The sequence below is a fragment of the Rossellomorea aquimaris genome, from assembly GCF_008180865.1.
Classification (GTDB): Bacteria; Bacillota; Bacilli; order Bacillales; family Bacillaceae_B; genus Rossellomorea; species Rossellomorea yichunensis.
Genome location: NZ_VTEX01000001.1, coordinates 865,804 through 881,701 on the forward strand (window position 1 = coordinate 865,804; position 15,898 = coordinate 881,701).

Below are 15,898 nucleotides of genomic sequence, written 5' to 3' on the forward strand. Positions count from 1 at the left end.
CACTTTAGGCTGAAGTCATAAGATACTTAATGACAGAGAGAAAAGAGAGGTGTCTTTCTAAATGAATCCTTATCAATTTTATCGTCAATTCAAACCTTTTCACTTAGATGGTTACTCGCGGGTTCAGGAGAATCAATCACTGATAAAAGATATACAAAAGGCAATTAACGGAGAATATAGTGCGATCGCTTGTTATAAAAAACTTGCAAAATTGGCCCCAACCGTAGAAGAGAAAAATCGCATTCGAGAAATTCGAAAAGATGAAATGCACCATTTCAAAGCTTTCAGTGATATCTATACGAATATAACAGGAGTCCCGCCCACCCCTCAATTGCAAGAAGGTTGTCCAGATGCATACAAAAGAGGTCTTGAATTTGCCATAAAAGACGAGCAAGAAACGGTTGATTTCTATTTAGAAATTGCAGATAGAGCCCAAGATACCAATATAAAGGAATCATTCCGTCGGGCTGCTGCAGATGAACAAAATCATGCCGTTTGGTTTTTGTTTTTCATTATCCCGAACCGTGGAAACAGGAGACAGGAGAGGCAAATGAATTACGGCGCAAAAGGAGCACTTGATGCAACTTCACTCACTGTACCTCAAATGCTCGTTTATGCCATGCAGGACGAATACTTGGCTCAAGCCAGATATGATCGAATCATTCAGAATTTCGGAAGTGTTCAAACCTTTATGAGAATAAAAGAAGCCGAGCTACGTCATATTACAGCTTTGCAAACCCTTTTTCAACGCTATGGTGTGCCCTTACCTGAAGATAATTCTCAAGCCTATACTTCAACTCCGGATTCGATTAAAAGTGCATACGCAGCAGGAGTTCAAGGTGAAATTGACAATATAGCTATGTATAATAAATTTCTGACTTACAATCTTCCTCAAGATGTAAGGATTGTCTTTACACAACTGAGAAATGCTTCACAGAATCATTTAGCTGCTTTTGAGAGAGGTTTAGCTAGATGATGTGACCACCTTTATGGGTGGTTTTTTTTATGAGATGGGTTTAAGGTTGGGAATGGGGTAAGGGAGGTGTTGATAGCACGCTAAAACCGTTGGATTTTGAATTTATTAAATCGCAGTTAAATTGAAGGTTCTCAAAATACCAGATGGTTTTATTCATTACTCAGCATATGAGGTATGTGAAGATCAAGCGATCCAGGATAATATGGAAAAGATCACGATTCCAGCAAAGAGTTATTTCATGACGCGCCATAAAAGGGTGATGATATTGTTCATACCTACCATCGTATTTACCAATGGTTCAAAGAGAGCGAATACCAACCTTATAAAGAACCGAATGTTGAATATTTCGATAGTCAACCGATCAAGCATGAGAGATACCCGAATGACCGAGATATAAATGATCCTCATTTCGACATCTTGTTTCCCGTATGGAAAAATAATGAAAAAAAGAGATAGATGAGCATTTCATCTATCTCTTTCTTCGCTTACTTAAATATCCCGAATGGCTTGCCTACAGGAAGTGTTTCTTTCCCAAAGTGAATGTTCAACACACTTGCCGCAGAGCCGTAGAAGCTGAATAATGCAATAAACAACTCAGAAATGGCCGCTAATTTATGCATGGCTTCAGGAGCGATCCCGAGTGTAGACAGGGAAAGTCCGATAAATAAGAAATCAATCAGTACAAAAATAATGAATAAGACCTTATGTGTTTCCATGGCGCCAACGGTCATGAAAATACTGAAAATCAGATAGCCGATATACGCAATCCCTAGTTGGTGTGGATCAACTGCCGCTGCCGCTGCTTCTCCAAACACACCGAATGAAATTAACCAGGATGTCCCGACACCAAGCCAAAATAAACCGAATGCCCCAAATGCAGTGGATCCGAATGTATTATTATGTTTTGCATCTCCAAAGCATGCAATCAGCTGTGCAATTCCTCCAAGGAAAATTGCCCATGGCAATACAAAAGAAACTCCATCCGTCCATCCAAGTTTCGCTGAAGAAGCGACAAGGGTAACCATAGCTAATCCAAAAAGTCCGATCGCAGATGGATCCGCTGTAGCGATTTGAACACGCTGAGTGTTTTGTGTTTGATTCATGATGATACCTCCTATTAAACATACTTGACTAATTTACATAAAAAAGTGTCAGTATGCAATAGAAAATATTATGTAAGCATAACTTTCATAAATATTGGCGGTATTTTAGATGTAGCTAAGGTGGGAAAGTGTGTATCGCTGATAAAATCGAAATTTCGATGATAAATTTAATATTTCGCTGATAAAATTTTCTCATACGCCAATCCTGCTCTCAAAACCTCTTCAAAGAAGTCGATTTCAGCAAGATTACGACTCATCAAATGATAATTCATCAAAAAACCCTCTATCTAATGAAGAAACTCCCGGTATATCTTAATAAAAGATAAACCGGGAGTCCTTTATTCTGTCCGTACACCCAATACACAACAAAAAAACGCATGAATTGAGTCTATCCTACATACATATCAACAGGGGACAAATATTTTACTCGAGCGATCCTCTAGAAGGAGGTGATGGTGGTGGAGAACTACTTTATTTTCATGCTGATGTTTCAAGCAGGGAGTTTCATCATTTCGTTGTTGAATCATATTGAAAAGTAGAGGGCTCCTTAAAGGTTTTTTCCGGACTATGACTGGCCTCATAGTTCGGTTTTTTTCTGTCGGATCGCTTCCCTTATAGTCTATGTAGATCATCTCGCGAATATACGTTTCTATTAATATAGTAATAGATGCCGTACTGTTTCTAAATTTGCCTATTGTTGTTATCATAAGAATATTGAAGAAATCCAATTAGGAAACATACATACAAACATTTCCAGGAAGGAATCAGACATTTGAAGGTCATACATCAAAAACTTATAAAAGAACGATGCGGTACCGTTTCTTTCAAAAGGGGAGAGGTCTATTATCGTTCCAATAAAGTGAAAATGGACGAGTTATATTCAAATTATTGTGAAGCGACGGTTATGGGGGAGGAAGATTTCTACGTAACCGTTACAGGGGAAGCTAATGGAGAACTCCATGCAAAGTGCAGTTGTCCCAAACTAGCATCGTTTGATAAAGATTGTCAACATATCGCTGCTGTCCTAATCGCCATTCATTATGAGCAGCGTAATGAAAATAGCCAAGGAAGGGAAGTAACAGAAGAATTTTTCACCTTGTTTCAAGATGAATCCATACGCTCCACTGGTCACCAGAGGCATTTTGAAAACAGACATGTTTTGCCATGTGAAATATTGATTAAGCCTGTCCCCGTAAAAACAGGTGGAGCATTGATCGGGATTGAATTAACGATTCATTCCATCAAGGTTCAACAGGTTAGAGAGTTTCTCCAGAGCATCAAAGAAGGAGTTCCCTTCCAACTTTCAGATTCATTCATTTTCAATCAACAACTTCATTGCTTTGAAATCGATACCGATACTGTAATCCAAAAGCTTATAAAGGTTGCCCAGGAAGAGAAGATATATTCTTCAACTGAAGAGAACAATATTGAACAATTGCTCATTCAACCTTCTTCATGGGAGGGGCTTTTACCACTTCTTATTAAAGCCCCAAGGGTTAAAGTGGAGCAAAGTCAGCACACCGTAGAGGGGATCAAGCTATTAAAGACCCCGCTTCCATTGAAGTTCCACTTTGGCCATAATGAGGGCGGAAGCTATCGATTACACATAACCGGGTTAAACAATATGGTCGTCCTGGATGAATATGAAGTCGTTCTTCATAAAGGAACATTGACCCAACTGAACACCAGGGATTGCAAGCGTCTTTCTGAATTAAAGCGACTTCTCACCAAATCAGGTACAGACTCGATTCCCATTCCTCAAGGGCAAATAGGCTTCTTTCTAGAGAAAGTAGCGATTGGTTTAAAGAAATTGGGGAAGGTCACAATCGCGGAAGGAATTTCCAGAAGGTTGGAAATGGCGCCACTTGTTGCAAAGCTGTATCTTGACCGGGTGAAGAATCGCTTGCTGGCGGGTCTTGAATTTCATTACGAAAATGTAGTGATTCACCCATTAGAAAATCGTGAACCACCTTCGGGATCCTTACTAATTAGAGAGGTGGAGAAAGAAGATACCATCCTTGAATTAATGGAAGAGTTCTCTTTTGGAAAAACAGAAGGAGGTTATTTTTTACACAATGAGGATTTAGAATATGAATTTTTAACGTACGGAGTGACAAAGATTCAGAATCTTGTCCAAATCTATGCGACTACCGCAGTGAGAAACCGTGTATTCAAGGGGAATAATGGTCCGAAAATCCGGGTCAAGGTGAAGAAAGAACGAATGAACTGGCTGGAATTCAAGTTTGAAATGGATGGGATACCTGACCGACAGATCATGGAAATCCTAGAGGCATTGGATGAAAAGCGTAAATATTACCGGATGCGAAACGGATCACTTCTGTCCCTTGAAACCAATGAATTTCAAGACATTCAGCGATTTCTTCATACATCACAAGCAGAGAAAAATGATTTAATCAAGGGACTCGAGCTGCCGTTGCATCAAAGTCTCCAACTCCTTGATTCAGTTGATGCGAGCAACACGTTCAAATTAGGGAAATCGTATAAAGAGTTCCTGCAACATATCATGAACCCTGGCAGTATGGAGTTTTCCATACCACCAACCTTGAACACACTGTTGAGAGAATATCAAAAAGAAGGCTATCGATGGATGAAAACTCTGGCCTTTTATGATCTGGGCGGGATCTTAGCCGACGATATGGGATTAGGGAAAACCATCCAAAGCATTTCTTTTATTTTTTCTGAGTTAGATGAGATTCGGAAGCAGAAACTTCCGTCTCTGATTGTTTGTCCTTCGTCCCTCATGTATAACTGGCAGAGTGAATTTACGAAGTTTGCGCCTGAAATTCAAGCAGTGATCCTGGATGGAAATAAATCAGAACGAATGAAGAAGCAGAATGGATTAAAGGATATCGATGTGATCATCATTTCCTATCCTTTACTTCGAAGTGACATCAAGTGGTACGAGCAGCAGAAATTTCACACGGTGTTTTATGATGAGGCTCAGGCGTTCAAAAATCCAATAACGCAAACGGCAAGAAGCGTAAAGAAAATCGAAGCCAATCACCGTTTCGCATTAACCGGTACTCCTGTTGAGAACTCACTCGAAGAGCTGTGGTCTATCTTTCACGTTGTATTTCCGGGGTTATTTCAAGGGCTTAAGGATTACAGTGGTCTTACAAAAAAAGATATCGCTAAACGAATCCGCCCGTTTGTCCTGCGCAGGATGAAGGAAGATGTTTTATCAGAACTTCCGGAAAAGCGGGAGATCATGGAATCGGCGGAATTACTGCCGGCTCAAAAGGAATTGTACGCTGCTTATTTAGCGAAGCTGCGTCACGATACGCTTAAGCACCTGGATAAAAATACTTTGAGGAAAAACAGAATCAAAATTCTGGCTGGTTTAACCAGACTTCGACAAATATGCTGTCATCCAGGATTATTTGTAGAGGGCTACCAGGGAACATCGGCAAAATTCATTCAGCTAATGGAGATTTTGGAAGAATCAAGGCTTTCAGGCAGAAGGGTGTTGATTTTTTCACAGTTTACTAAAATGCTTGAGCTCATTGGAAGTGAGCTTTCGGCAAAGGGAAAGACCTTCTTTTACCTCAATGGCTCAACACCTTCTGAAGAGCGGGTAGGCATGTGCGAAAGATTTAATGAAGGAGAACGCGACCTGTTTCTTATTTCATTAAAAGCGGGAGGTACGGGACTCAACTTAACAAGCGCTGATACCGTCATCCTCTATGATACATGGTGGAACCCTGCTGTCGAAGAGCAAGCAGCGGATCGAGCCCACCGCATGGGGCAAAAAAATGAAGTACAAGTCATCAAGCTCATTTCCCCCGGAACCATTGAAGAAAAAATGAATGAGCTTCAAGAAAAAAAGAGACACCTCATTCAAGAGGTGATCGATCCTGACGAGAAAATCGTTTCTTCCATCACGGAAGATGAGATTAGAAATATATTATCAATTTAAGATTTAGGGTTGTAAAGGTGGGGCCTTCTATAATGAAGCCCCACCTTTTATATTTTCAATCAGCAAGGTTTTTTATCAAGTGTGGGTCATTTATTTACATTCTATAAAGTTAAGACTGGAAGTTACAGAATAAATCTTTATAACAAACTCATCAGCAAAAATTTTGGGACCTCTCATATTTTCTTAAGCTGGGCACGCGTGTATTATTTTAGAATATTATTGACCACGCTGGTCAAAAGTGGTTATAATGAAATTGACCAACTCGGTCAAACGCCTGTCCCTAAGAAGGAGGATGAGAAAATATTGTTTAAAACATTAAACATAGATCCTGAGAAAGAAGAAAGGATCATAAATGCAGCAACTCATGTTTTTGCGAAGAATGGTTACCAAAATGCCTCAACAAACGCGATCGTGAAGGAAGCAAAAATCTCAAAGGGAATTTTATTTCATTATTTTAAAAGCAAAAAGGATTTGTATGTTTCACTGTATGAACATCTATCCGACTTATTCACTGAGAAGATTTATGAGCGTATTGACTGGAACCAGCGTGATATTTTCGTTACGATTCGTGCAGAAACATTGATAAAGTTTGAGCTTTTTGCCGTTTATCCACATCTGATAAATTTTCTTACTAGTGCATTTATCGAAGAAGCACCGGAAGTAAAAGATGATATCCAACAGATTAAAGCCAAAATGGTGGAGAACAGCTTTGCAAAATTATTCACCAATATGGATACATCAAAATTCAAAGAAGGAGTCGATGTGAAAAAGTCGATTCAAATTATTTATTGGACCTTTGAAGGAATTGCCAATCAACAGCAGCAAAAAGCTAAGACACTTTCCGTAGAAGAAATTAACCAAGAAGAAGTGCTGGCTGAAATTGATTCCTACATCGAATTATTAAAGGCATCATTTTATAAATAAGAAATAGGAAAAGGGAGGAAGAGATCCATGAATGTGATAGAAATTAATGAACTGACAAAAACGTACGGAAAGTCTAGAGGGGTTATCGACATCAGTTTCCAAGTGAAAGAAGGGGAGATCTTTGGCTTTATCGGGCCTAACGGGGCAGGAAAATCAACGACGATTAGAACTCTCCTCTCGCTGATTCATCCGACTAGCGGCAATGCGAGAATATTTGGAAAAGATTGTGTTGAGTTCGCTCCAGAGATTGCGAAGGAAGTAGGATATCTACCATCTGAAGTGTTCTATTACGACAATATGAAGGTGATGGATCTTCTCAAGTATTCTGCCAGTTTCTATAAGAAAGACTGCACAAAGAGGATTAAAGAATTAGCCGAAGTGCTGAACTTAGATTTAACGAAGAAAATTGATGATCTCTCACTTGGAAATAAAAAGAAGGTGGGAATTGTTCAAGGATTGCTCCATGAACCGAAGCTCATTATCCTGGATGAACCAACATCAGGTTTGGATCCTTTAATGCAGCAAAAATTCTTCGAACTGCTTCAAGCTGAAAATAAGAAGGGAGCCACCATTCTATTTTCTTCTCATATATTAAGTGAAGTACAGCGACTATGTGATCGAGTAGCGATCATTAAAGAAGGAAAAATCGTTCAAGTTGAAAAAATCAGTACATTAAAAGAAAACAATCATAAAAAATTCAAACTTGAATTGAAAAGTGGTGTAGATCAATCACACTTCGAGCTTGAAGGTGTGAGCAATCTTGAAATGTATCAAAATCATGTCAGCTTCCTGTTCAGGGGGAATATCAACACAGTGATGAAGAAGATTGCCGATGTCCAAATAGCTAATCTTTGGATCGAGGAACCGGATTTAGAAGAAATCTTCATGCACTATTACGAAAAGGAGGCTTGATCCTCTATGAATATCTTTTTATATGAGTTAAAGGCTTATCGAAAGTCAACGATTATGTGGACCAGTGCACTCGTTGTATTAGTGATCCTGTTTATGTCGATGTTTCCTTCCATTTATAAAGAGATCAATGAATTTAAGAAGCTCCTGGAAGGATTCCCAGAGGGGGTAAGAAAAGCGTTAGGTATTCAGGTGGACACTATAGGCTCTCTAAATGGTTTTTATTCGTATATATTTTTGTACATCACATTATGCGGTGCGATTCAAGCCGTGAATCTGGGAATCTCCATTAGCTCGAAGGAAATTCGTGAAAAGACAGCTGATTTTCTGTTGACTAAACCAGTTACCCGTACAAAGATCCTTTCTTCTAAAATATTCGCAGCTTTAACATCGCTGCTTTTTACAAATATCGTGTATGTGATTGCAGCAATCACTGTGGCTAATATGGTAAAAGTGGAGGATTTCAACCTGTATGTATTCTTGCTGATTTCTCTAACTCTCTTATTCACTCAATTGATTATGTTTGCTGTTGGAATCATCATTGCTGTTGTATTTCCGAAGGGGAAATCGGTAATCAGCTTATCACTAGGAGTCGTGTTTGGCTTTTTTCTAATAGGTATGGTTGCAGCTGCTGAGAAGGCTACTCGCTATTTATCTCCGTTTAAGTACTTTGACTATAGCTATATCATGAACCAAGAGGGATATGAATGGTCATTCCTGATCTTGGGGATGTTCCTGATTGTCCTTTCATTGATTGGAAGCTTCGTTATTTACAACAAAAAAGATATTCATACGGTATAAGGGGAGGGGTTCAAGATGAACGTATATATAAGAGAAATGAAGGCTCACCGCAAATCCCTCATCATTTGGTGTATAGGGATGATCGCCTTGATTGGTTCGGGAATGGGAAAGTTTGCAGGATTCTCTTCTTCAGGTCAATCCATGAATGAGCTAATGGCTCAAATGCCAAAATCACTCCAAGCATTTCTAGGGGTAGGCAGTCTCGATATGTCCACGGCCAGCGGATATTATGGAGTGCTCTTTCTGTATATAGTGTTGCTCTCAACGATTCATGCAGCAATGATTGGTGCAACAATCATCTCAAAGGAAGAAAGGGATAAAACCGTTGAGTTTCTGTTCGTAAAACCCATGCCAAGGAAGAGAATCATAGGGAATAAATTGTTGGCAGCCTTCACGCAAGTTGGGATTCTGTCGATCATCACATGGTTAGTTTCTTTACTTATGGTAGGAAGGTATAGTGATGGAGAATCCATTACCAGCGATATCGGGATTTCGATGATTGGAATGTTAATTTTACAAGTATTATTTTTAGTAATCGGTACAGCGATTGCTGCTTCGACCAAAAAGCCTGGAAAAGCCGCTACGTTAGCAACATTCGTTCTTTTAGTCACCTTTATCCTTTCCTTTGCCATCGACCTGAGCGGAAAAATCGAAGGCTTGAAATACCTCACACCATTCAAGTATTTTGAAGCGAAGAATGTGATGGATGCTGGATTGGAATTTGTATTTGTTGGGATTTCAGTTGTTTTGATAGGGGTTCTGGCGGTAGCTACCTTTGTTCTTTATGAAAAGCGGGATTTAAATGTATAGAAGTAAATAATCTAGTGAATTGCAAAGATAAAAGGAGCTTCTCCACTAAGGAGAAGCTCCTAAATTGATAGGTTTATAATTTTGCTTTTAGTTCTTCAATCTGCTCTAAATGCCTCTTCTCATGATACCCGATAAAAGGTACCCATTCATCTAATCGGATAAGTCCGAATATAGGGTGAGGATACGCTTTTTTCTGTAATTCTACTTTGCTTGTTGTATGGAGAAAGGTGAGAAGATCTTGACGAGAAGCTTTCAGTTTGTCCTTCATTTCTTGAATTGTAAGATTTTCTTCTGTAGGAACGACAAATGGAGGTGCATCTACTTTCGTCGTACGATCTACCGTATAGTGGATCGGCTTGGATGGCACTTCCTGTTCCTCACCTTTAGCTAACGTTGTTTGAATCGCTTTCGTCAACGATCTTTCCATTAGATACAGATGGTCCAGCACTTGAATGATTGTCCATCGGTCTTCTACAATTCTTCTGTTTAAATCCTCATTGGTTAAATCACTCACACTATTTAATAGGTCAGAACGGATGTCCTCAATTAGTTTCATCTCTTTGTCCATATAAATTCCTCCTCATGGGTGGTTTCAACATCCATTTTACTCTTTTAGGAAGATGGACGTACAGTAATAGCACTTTTGAAAAAAAAAGCTCAGGAATCTGAGCTTTTCAGGATTACGGAATTTATATACTTAACTTTCACTTCCAGCGTGTTCTACTTCTCCGTCAAAATCAGGAGCAACAGCTTTCCGGATGAACAACGAAATGAGGAAAGCGACAGCAGCCAAAGCAAGAGCAAACCAATAAGCATGATGTACACCGTAGGTCATGGCATTGTTTAAGAGTCCTTCTGTTAATTCACCCGATTTCCCTTCAATATACCCGGCCTGACTTTGTGTCATAATGCTGACAAATATTGAAACACCAAGAGCTCCTGCGACTGGCTGCAGGGTGTTTGCTATGGCGGTCCCATGTGGATATAGATGCTTTGGCAGTTCATTTAAACCATTCGTTTGTGCAGGCATCATGATGGCTGAAATGGATAGCATCAGAAGCATATAGACAAGAACGAATAACCAGATCGGTGTAGATGGATTAATCGTGCTAAAGAAAATCATTACTCCTACTAAGGTTAAGGTTCCTGGGATGATCAGTTTTCTTGGTCCGTGCTTATCGAATAGCGACCCCATCGTAGGAGACATCAGACCATTTAAGAGAGCCCCAGGAAGTAATAATAATCCGGCTGCTTTTGCAGAATATCCGAGAGGTCCTTGTAAGTACATGGGCATGACGATTTCGGATGCAAACATAGCCATGATGACAATGACGAAAATCGATACTCCTCTCGCATAGCTTTTATATCGGAAAACACGAACATCGAGAAGTGGTTCTTCAAGCTTTAACTGACGTAAGACAAATAGTACTAAGCTTATAACCGCAATTGAAATAATCACGATAATTTTCAGAGACGTAAACCCGGCAGATTCTTCTCCCGCCGAACTAAATCCGTAAACAATTCCTCCAATACCAATTGAAGAAAGGATAATGGACAAGATATCCACGCTGGGACGAGTGATTTCGCCGACATTTTGTAAATATTTTAATGCGAATAGAATTGAGAACACGGCGAAGGGAATGACCGTAATGAATAACCATCTCCACCCTAACAAGTCGACAATCACACCAGAAAGTGTCGGGCCGATCGCTGGTGCAAACATAATGACCAGTCCGAACGTACCCATGATTTTACCACGGACTTCCGGCCGGTAAATTAATAATAAGGCATTCATGATGACCGGAATGAGTAGACCGGTCCCAACCGCCTGAATCATCCGGCCGGCAAGCAACATAGGGAAATTCATGGCACATGCAGCAATCACCGTGCCGAGAAGAAACACACTCATCACACCGATAAACATTTGACGAGTCGTGAACCATTGGATAAGCAGGGCGGAGATAGGCATCAGCACACCCATGACGAGCATGAATCCTGTTGCTAACCACTGAACCGTGGGAGCATCGACGTTAAATACAGCCATTAATTCGGTTAGGGCGATATTTAACAACGTTTCATTTAATATGGCAAAAAAAGCACCGATCATAAAAGTAATGAGGATCGCTTTTGTATTGATTTTTGATGACATGTTGTTCCTCCATTAAAGATTAAAATAAAATACTTATCTATAATGCTTGATTTTGAATGATTTCTCAAGGGAATTGTTCCTTAAATCAAGAAAAAGAGGGGTGTCACATGGACACACCTCTAAAATATTCTTATGCTTCGCGCTTATTTCTTCTAAATCGGTGGAAGACAAGATACATCATCGGAACTATGATCAACGTTAATACAGCAGAGAACAGGATACCTGAAATAATGGTAACTGCAAGTGGTGTGAAAAGGGCATCTCCGCTGACTGCAACAGGAATTAGTGCCACAATCGACGTGAGAGCTGTCAGTAGAATTGGACGAATACGGGTACGCCCTGATTCTACAACTGCTTCCTTCAAGCTCATACCACTCTTCAATCCCTGTTCAATAAACTCAATCAACACGACAGAGTTCCTCACAACGATACCGGTTAAAGACACCATCCCCATGACAGCCAGGAAGCTGATCGGGGTTTGAGTAACGAATAACCCGAGAATTGCACCTGCAATGGCAAGATAAACAGCGACAAGCACTAAGAACGGAAGTGATAATGAATTAAATTGAAGAGCAATGACTAAATACACTAGGAAAATGACTATGGTAAATAGTACTGTGATCTCCGCGAAGAAGTCATTCTGAGCTTCATTTTCCCCGCCTAATGTAATGGAATAATTGTTGTCGTCTAGGTTTTCTCGTACATCTTTCACTATATCCTGGACATTTTCTTTATAATATTCCTCATTCTCAGGAAAAGCACGAATCGTGATTGCACGTTCCCCGTCTTTATGAGGGATGAGTTGAAGTTCTTCTTTCTTTTCAGGAGTCACCAGCTCTCCAAGGGAAATCAGCTTCGGTGGTCCAGCAGGATTAGCTGTTTCAGCGGGAACCTCTAGAGAAGACAGATTCACTTCATCATCATTTCCTTCTAATACCAGTGTCATAGCACGTTTCGTGACACCATTATCAAAGGCTTTCATCGGAATGCCTTCTGTAGCCAATCGGAGTTGTTGGCTGATCTGATTGATTGTAATACCATTTTCCTCGAGAAGCTCGCGGTTTGGAACATATTCAATTGTGGGCTCCATTTCCCCAACATTATCAACGACTAGATCAGTATCGAGTTTTTCAATTTCAGTTGAAATCCTATCACGAAGTTCAATCAATCGATCCATCTCAGGACCAGAAACCGTTACTGTGACAGGAGCCCCTGCCGGAGGACCTTGCTGGATCGTTTCCATGAAGATCAACGCATCAGGATATTCTTCTCTAAGTTTGTCAGTCCATTCGTCAATCAGACCTTGAGCCGTTTGATTTTCACGATCGACTCTCGCAACCAATTGACCTGTATTTTGACCGGAATTTGAAAGAGAGCTGTTAAATAAGTTAGGTAGTCCTGAACCAGCAAAAGCCGAGGTTTCATAGACACCCTCATCCGTTTTTAATAGTTGTTCCATGTCTTCTAAAGTGCTCGCTGTTTCATCAATCGTGGTACCGATTGGTAACGTTACATCAATCGTTACTTCTTCGCGGTCAGCTGACGGGAAGAATTCAAATGGTGTAAGAGCAATCAGACCGAAGATGGCGGTTGTGAAGATGAGACCGATGGCAGATACCAAGACAGGTCGTTTTGAAAACTTCTTTAGAATAGTATCAGCATAAAAGTCAGCCAGCCTATTCAATGGTTTTCCTAGTAAACCGGGTGCATCTGGTACTTTTTTCGTTGTTCTACTATAAAGCAGGTATCTCATGATCGGAACAAAGATCAGTGCAACAAGTGTTGATGCGATGATCGTCGTTATCAGCACAGTCGGCAATGCTCTTATGAACGCTCCGTTTCCGCCTGATAAAAATATAAGAGGAAGGAACGTGAATACAATGGCAAGAGAAGAGGTCACAATCGAAACCCAGATCTCTTTGACACCATTTACGGCTCCCATAAGCGCACGATCACCAAGCTTGTAGCGACGTTGAATATTGTCATTCACAACAATTGAGTCATCCACAAGGATACCGAGAGCAATGATGGCACCGATGACGGAGATCTGATTAAGATCCACACCGGAAAACGGCAGTGGAATCAACCCCATCAGGACGGAAATCGGAACGGCTAATGCAACCACGAACGCTCCAGAAACGGTAAGTCCCAATGCCGTTGTCAAGATAACAGCTACAACGGAAATAGCAAGGGACATAAATAATCCATCAAAGATGTCTGTTACAATCGTGGCCTGAGAGTAATAAGGTTCAAGATTCACATCAGAAGGAAGAGATTTTGCCAGTTCATCCACTTTGTCGCTTACTTTCTCATCCACAGAAGGGATATCTTCCCCTGCCTGAACAAATGCTGTAAAGGAGAGGGAAGGCTTGCCTTCAAATGTGACAATATCTTTATCCTCTTTAGGAGCAATTTCAACGTTTGCTATATCTTGTAAAAAGACCGATTCTCCATCAGGATTCTTGCCAACAAAAAGCTCGTTCATTTCATTAAGAGTTGAGTAATGATCAACCGTTAATTGAACGACTTCCTTATCGACTTCTTGTTTTCCTAGAGGAGTAGGATAGTATTCATCATTAATCGCACTCATGACAGTAGAAGGATTGAGTCCGGATTCTTTTAGTTTATCCTGTTTTAATTCTATGACAATTTCTTCTTCAGGTAATCCTTTTACCGTTATACTGGAAACACCTGAGATTTCCTCGACTTCTTCCTGCCAACGGTTCATTTCTTCACGAAGAGTAAGGAGGGATTCCTTATTATCACTTGTGAGGTGGTAGGAAACAATCGGCATTTTTACCGTGGATTCGTTAATTTCCGGATCGAATACCTCGTCAGGAAAAGAGGTGGAAGCATCTGAAACTGCTTGTCGCACATCTCCAAACACTTCTTTTTTGTTTTCTCCATCTTCAACCTCTACAATAATAGTAGAGAAACCGGCTGAAGAGGAAGAGCTGATTTCTTTAATTCCATCGATGGACTGCAGAGAAGATTCGATGGGATTGGTTACCGTCCTCTCAACAGAGTCAACGGTTGCACCTGGATAAACGGTGCTGACCGTTCCAATGTTCACGCTTGTTTCAGGTATTTCTCGCTGTGGTAATTGTAAAAAAGTAAAAATACCGATAATCACAAACAACAAGACAAAAATCAGTGTGATTTTGGAACGGTTTAAAATAGCTTTCAACATGAATGTTATCCTCCTTTGATAATGTTTTGACTCATGGGTCAAATGTTTTTTTATAAATTGAATATTTACTGATATAGCAGCTGTTAATCGGTTGACTCACTAGTCATTTTACATGTATTTTTTCTCTAGTCAAGAAATAATGCTCTTCTATTTTTTGGAGAGTATGGTTAAAATGATAGAGTGAATTTTCTCTGGATTTAGAGGTGTAGAAATTGGATAAACGTAAATCAATACTCGAATCAGCCGTAGAGCTCTTTGCAGAACACGGATATAATCATACATCCATGCAGCAAATCGCCGAAAGTGTCGGCATTTCAAAGGGCTCCCTATACTCATTTTTTCAATCAAAAGAAGATTTAATCATATCGATTTATGAACATTATCAGCAACTTGTCTTCGAACGGGCTTTTGTCGTCGGGCTAGAAGGGAATTTACCACCTCTTGAACGGTTCGCAAAGCAGTTTCAAGTCCAGTTTGAAGGGATACTTGAATATAAGTCATATATGAAGATGCACATGCGGGGAGATTCCTCGAAGAATAGTGAGAAATTGGCTGCAATGGAACACCGTATGAGAGGACGGTTATTTAGCTGGCTCGAGCATAATCTATTAGAAGTATTTGGTGGTAAGATCAAACCTTACATATGGGACCTCATGTGGATGACCCAATCCATCTATTCATCGTATATGATGCTTTTGATTTCTACCAACGATACCCTGGATCCTTCTGTTCTCGGGAAACATTTAGTGAGACAGATATCCCTTCTTGCTGAAGATTTTCTCGAAGGTAAGAGCAAGCCATTATTAAATGATAAGATGATGAAATCATTTTCTGTAAGCATGGATCGGGAAGGGGCCTTCATTTCATTTGAAAAGAGGGAGAATGCCTGGAAGGGATTGTATGAGAAAATAAGCGGGTTGAGTGTAGAAAATGTCAAGTATTACATGAATATCGCCAATCGGATTTCAGAGGAATGCCGCCAATCGGAGCCGGACGAGTTGATCATCAAAGGGTTATTTCGATTGTTGATGGATGCAGAGGAATTGAAAATAGAAGCTGAAGAGTTAGAGATGCAGCTCCTTCCTGATAAATAGGGAAG

General features: G+C 40.1%; 12 protein-coding genes. 8 read left to right on the plus strand and 4 right to left on the minus strand.

The features are described 5' to 3' along the window. The first annotated feature begins 61 nt into the window (after positions 1 to 61). Complete coding sequence (locus tag FZC88_RS04270) at positions 62 to 976, plus strand: ferritin family protein (protein ID WP_148993768.1); 915 nt, start codon at positions 62 to 64, stop codon at positions 974 to 976. A gap of 485 nt (positions 977 to 1,461) precedes the next feature. Here FZC88_RS04270 and FZC88_RS04275 read toward each other — a convergent pair whose 3' ends face one another. Beyond that, entirely contained in the window at positions 1,462 to 2,079 is a 618-nt protein-coding gene (locus FZC88_RS04275) for an acetate uptake transporter (protein ID WP_397541167.1), read from the minus strand. A 452-nt stretch (positions 2,080 to 2,531) separates the two neighbouring features. Between FZC88_RS04275 and FZC88_RS24705 the strand changes: the two genes are divergently transcribed. The 6 genes from FZC88_RS24705 to FZC88_RS04300 all read left to right on the plus strand — a co-directional run bounded on the left by FZC88_RS24705 (position 2,532) and on the right by FZC88_RS04300 (position 9,460). Continuing rightward, positions 2,532 to 2,618 carry a putative holin-like toxin gene (locus tag FZC88_RS24705; RefSeq protein WP_397541018.1) on the plus strand — a complete coding sequence of 29 codons (87 nt, stop codon included), beginning with the start codon at positions 2,532 to 2,534 and terminating at the stop codon, positions 2,616 to 2,618. Between the two features lie 233 nt (positions 2,619 to 2,851). Continuing rightward, positions 2,852 to 6,016, plus strand: coding sequence for a DEAD/DEAH box helicase (locus tag FZC88_RS04280; protein ID WP_148993770.1), 3,165 nt, complete (start codon positions 2,852 to 2,854; stop codon positions 6,014 to 6,016). Positions 6,017 to 6,319: 303 nt separating this feature from the next. After that, positions 6,320 to 6,940 carry a TetR/AcrR family transcriptional regulator gene (locus FZC88_RS04285; RefSeq protein ID WP_262371669.1) on the plus strand — a complete coding sequence of 207 codons (621 nt, stop codon included), beginning with the start codon at positions 6,320 to 6,322 and terminating at the stop codon, positions 6,938 to 6,940. 27 nt (positions 6,941 to 6,967) lie between these two features. Continuing rightward, a complete protein-coding gene (locus FZC88_RS04290) occupies positions 6,968 to 7,852 on the plus strand; it encodes an ABC transporter ATP-binding protein (protein WP_148993771.1) in 885 nt (294 codons plus the stop codon). A gap of 6 nt (positions 7,853 to 7,858) precedes the next feature. Then, a complete protein-coding gene (locus FZC88_RS04295) occupies positions 7,859 to 8,650 on the plus strand; it encodes an ABC transporter permease subunit (protein WP_148993772.1) in 792 nt (263 codons plus the stop codon). 15 nt (positions 8,651 to 8,665) lie between these two features. Continuing rightward, positions 8,666 to 9,460 (plus strand): ABC transporter permease subunit, encoded by a 795-nt coding sequence (locus FZC88_RS04300; protein ID WP_148993773.1) that lies wholly within the window; start codon positions 8,666 to 8,668, stop codon positions 9,458 to 9,460. A gap of 73 nt (positions 9,461 to 9,533) precedes the next feature. Here the strand turns inward: FZC88_RS04300 and FZC88_RS04305 are convergent, their stop codons facing one another. From FZC88_RS04305 to FZC88_RS04315, 3 genes are all read right to left on the minus strand, one after another. Further along, a complete protein-coding gene (locus tag FZC88_RS04305) occupies positions 9,534 to 10,028 on the minus strand; it encodes a DinB family protein (RefSeq protein WP_148993774.1) in 495 nt (164 codons plus the stop codon). A 129-nt stretch (positions 10,029 to 10,157) separates the two neighbouring features. Continuing rightward, positions 10,158 to 11,609 carry an MDR family MFS transporter gene (locus FZC88_RS04310; protein WP_148993775.1) on the minus strand — a complete coding sequence of 484 codons (1,452 nt, stop codon included), beginning with the start codon at positions 11,607 to 11,609 and terminating at the stop codon, positions 10,158 to 10,160. A 130-nt stretch (positions 11,610 to 11,739) separates the two neighbouring features. Then, positions 11,740 to 14,799, minus strand: coding sequence for an efflux RND transporter permease subunit (locus FZC88_RS04315; protein WP_148993776.1), 3,060 nt, complete (start codon positions 14,797 to 14,799; stop codon positions 11,740 to 11,742). 212 nt (positions 14,800 to 15,011) lie between these two features. Between FZC88_RS04315 and FZC88_RS04320 the strand changes: the two genes are divergently transcribed. Then, the gene (locus FZC88_RS04320; protein WP_148993777.1) at positions 15,012 to 15,893 is read left to right on the plus strand and encodes a TetR/AcrR family transcriptional regulator; all 882 of its coding nucleotides are present in this window, start codon (positions 15,012 to 15,014) and stop codon (positions 15,891 to 15,893) included. The last annotated feature ends 5 nt before the right edge of the window (positions 15,894 to 15,898 follow it).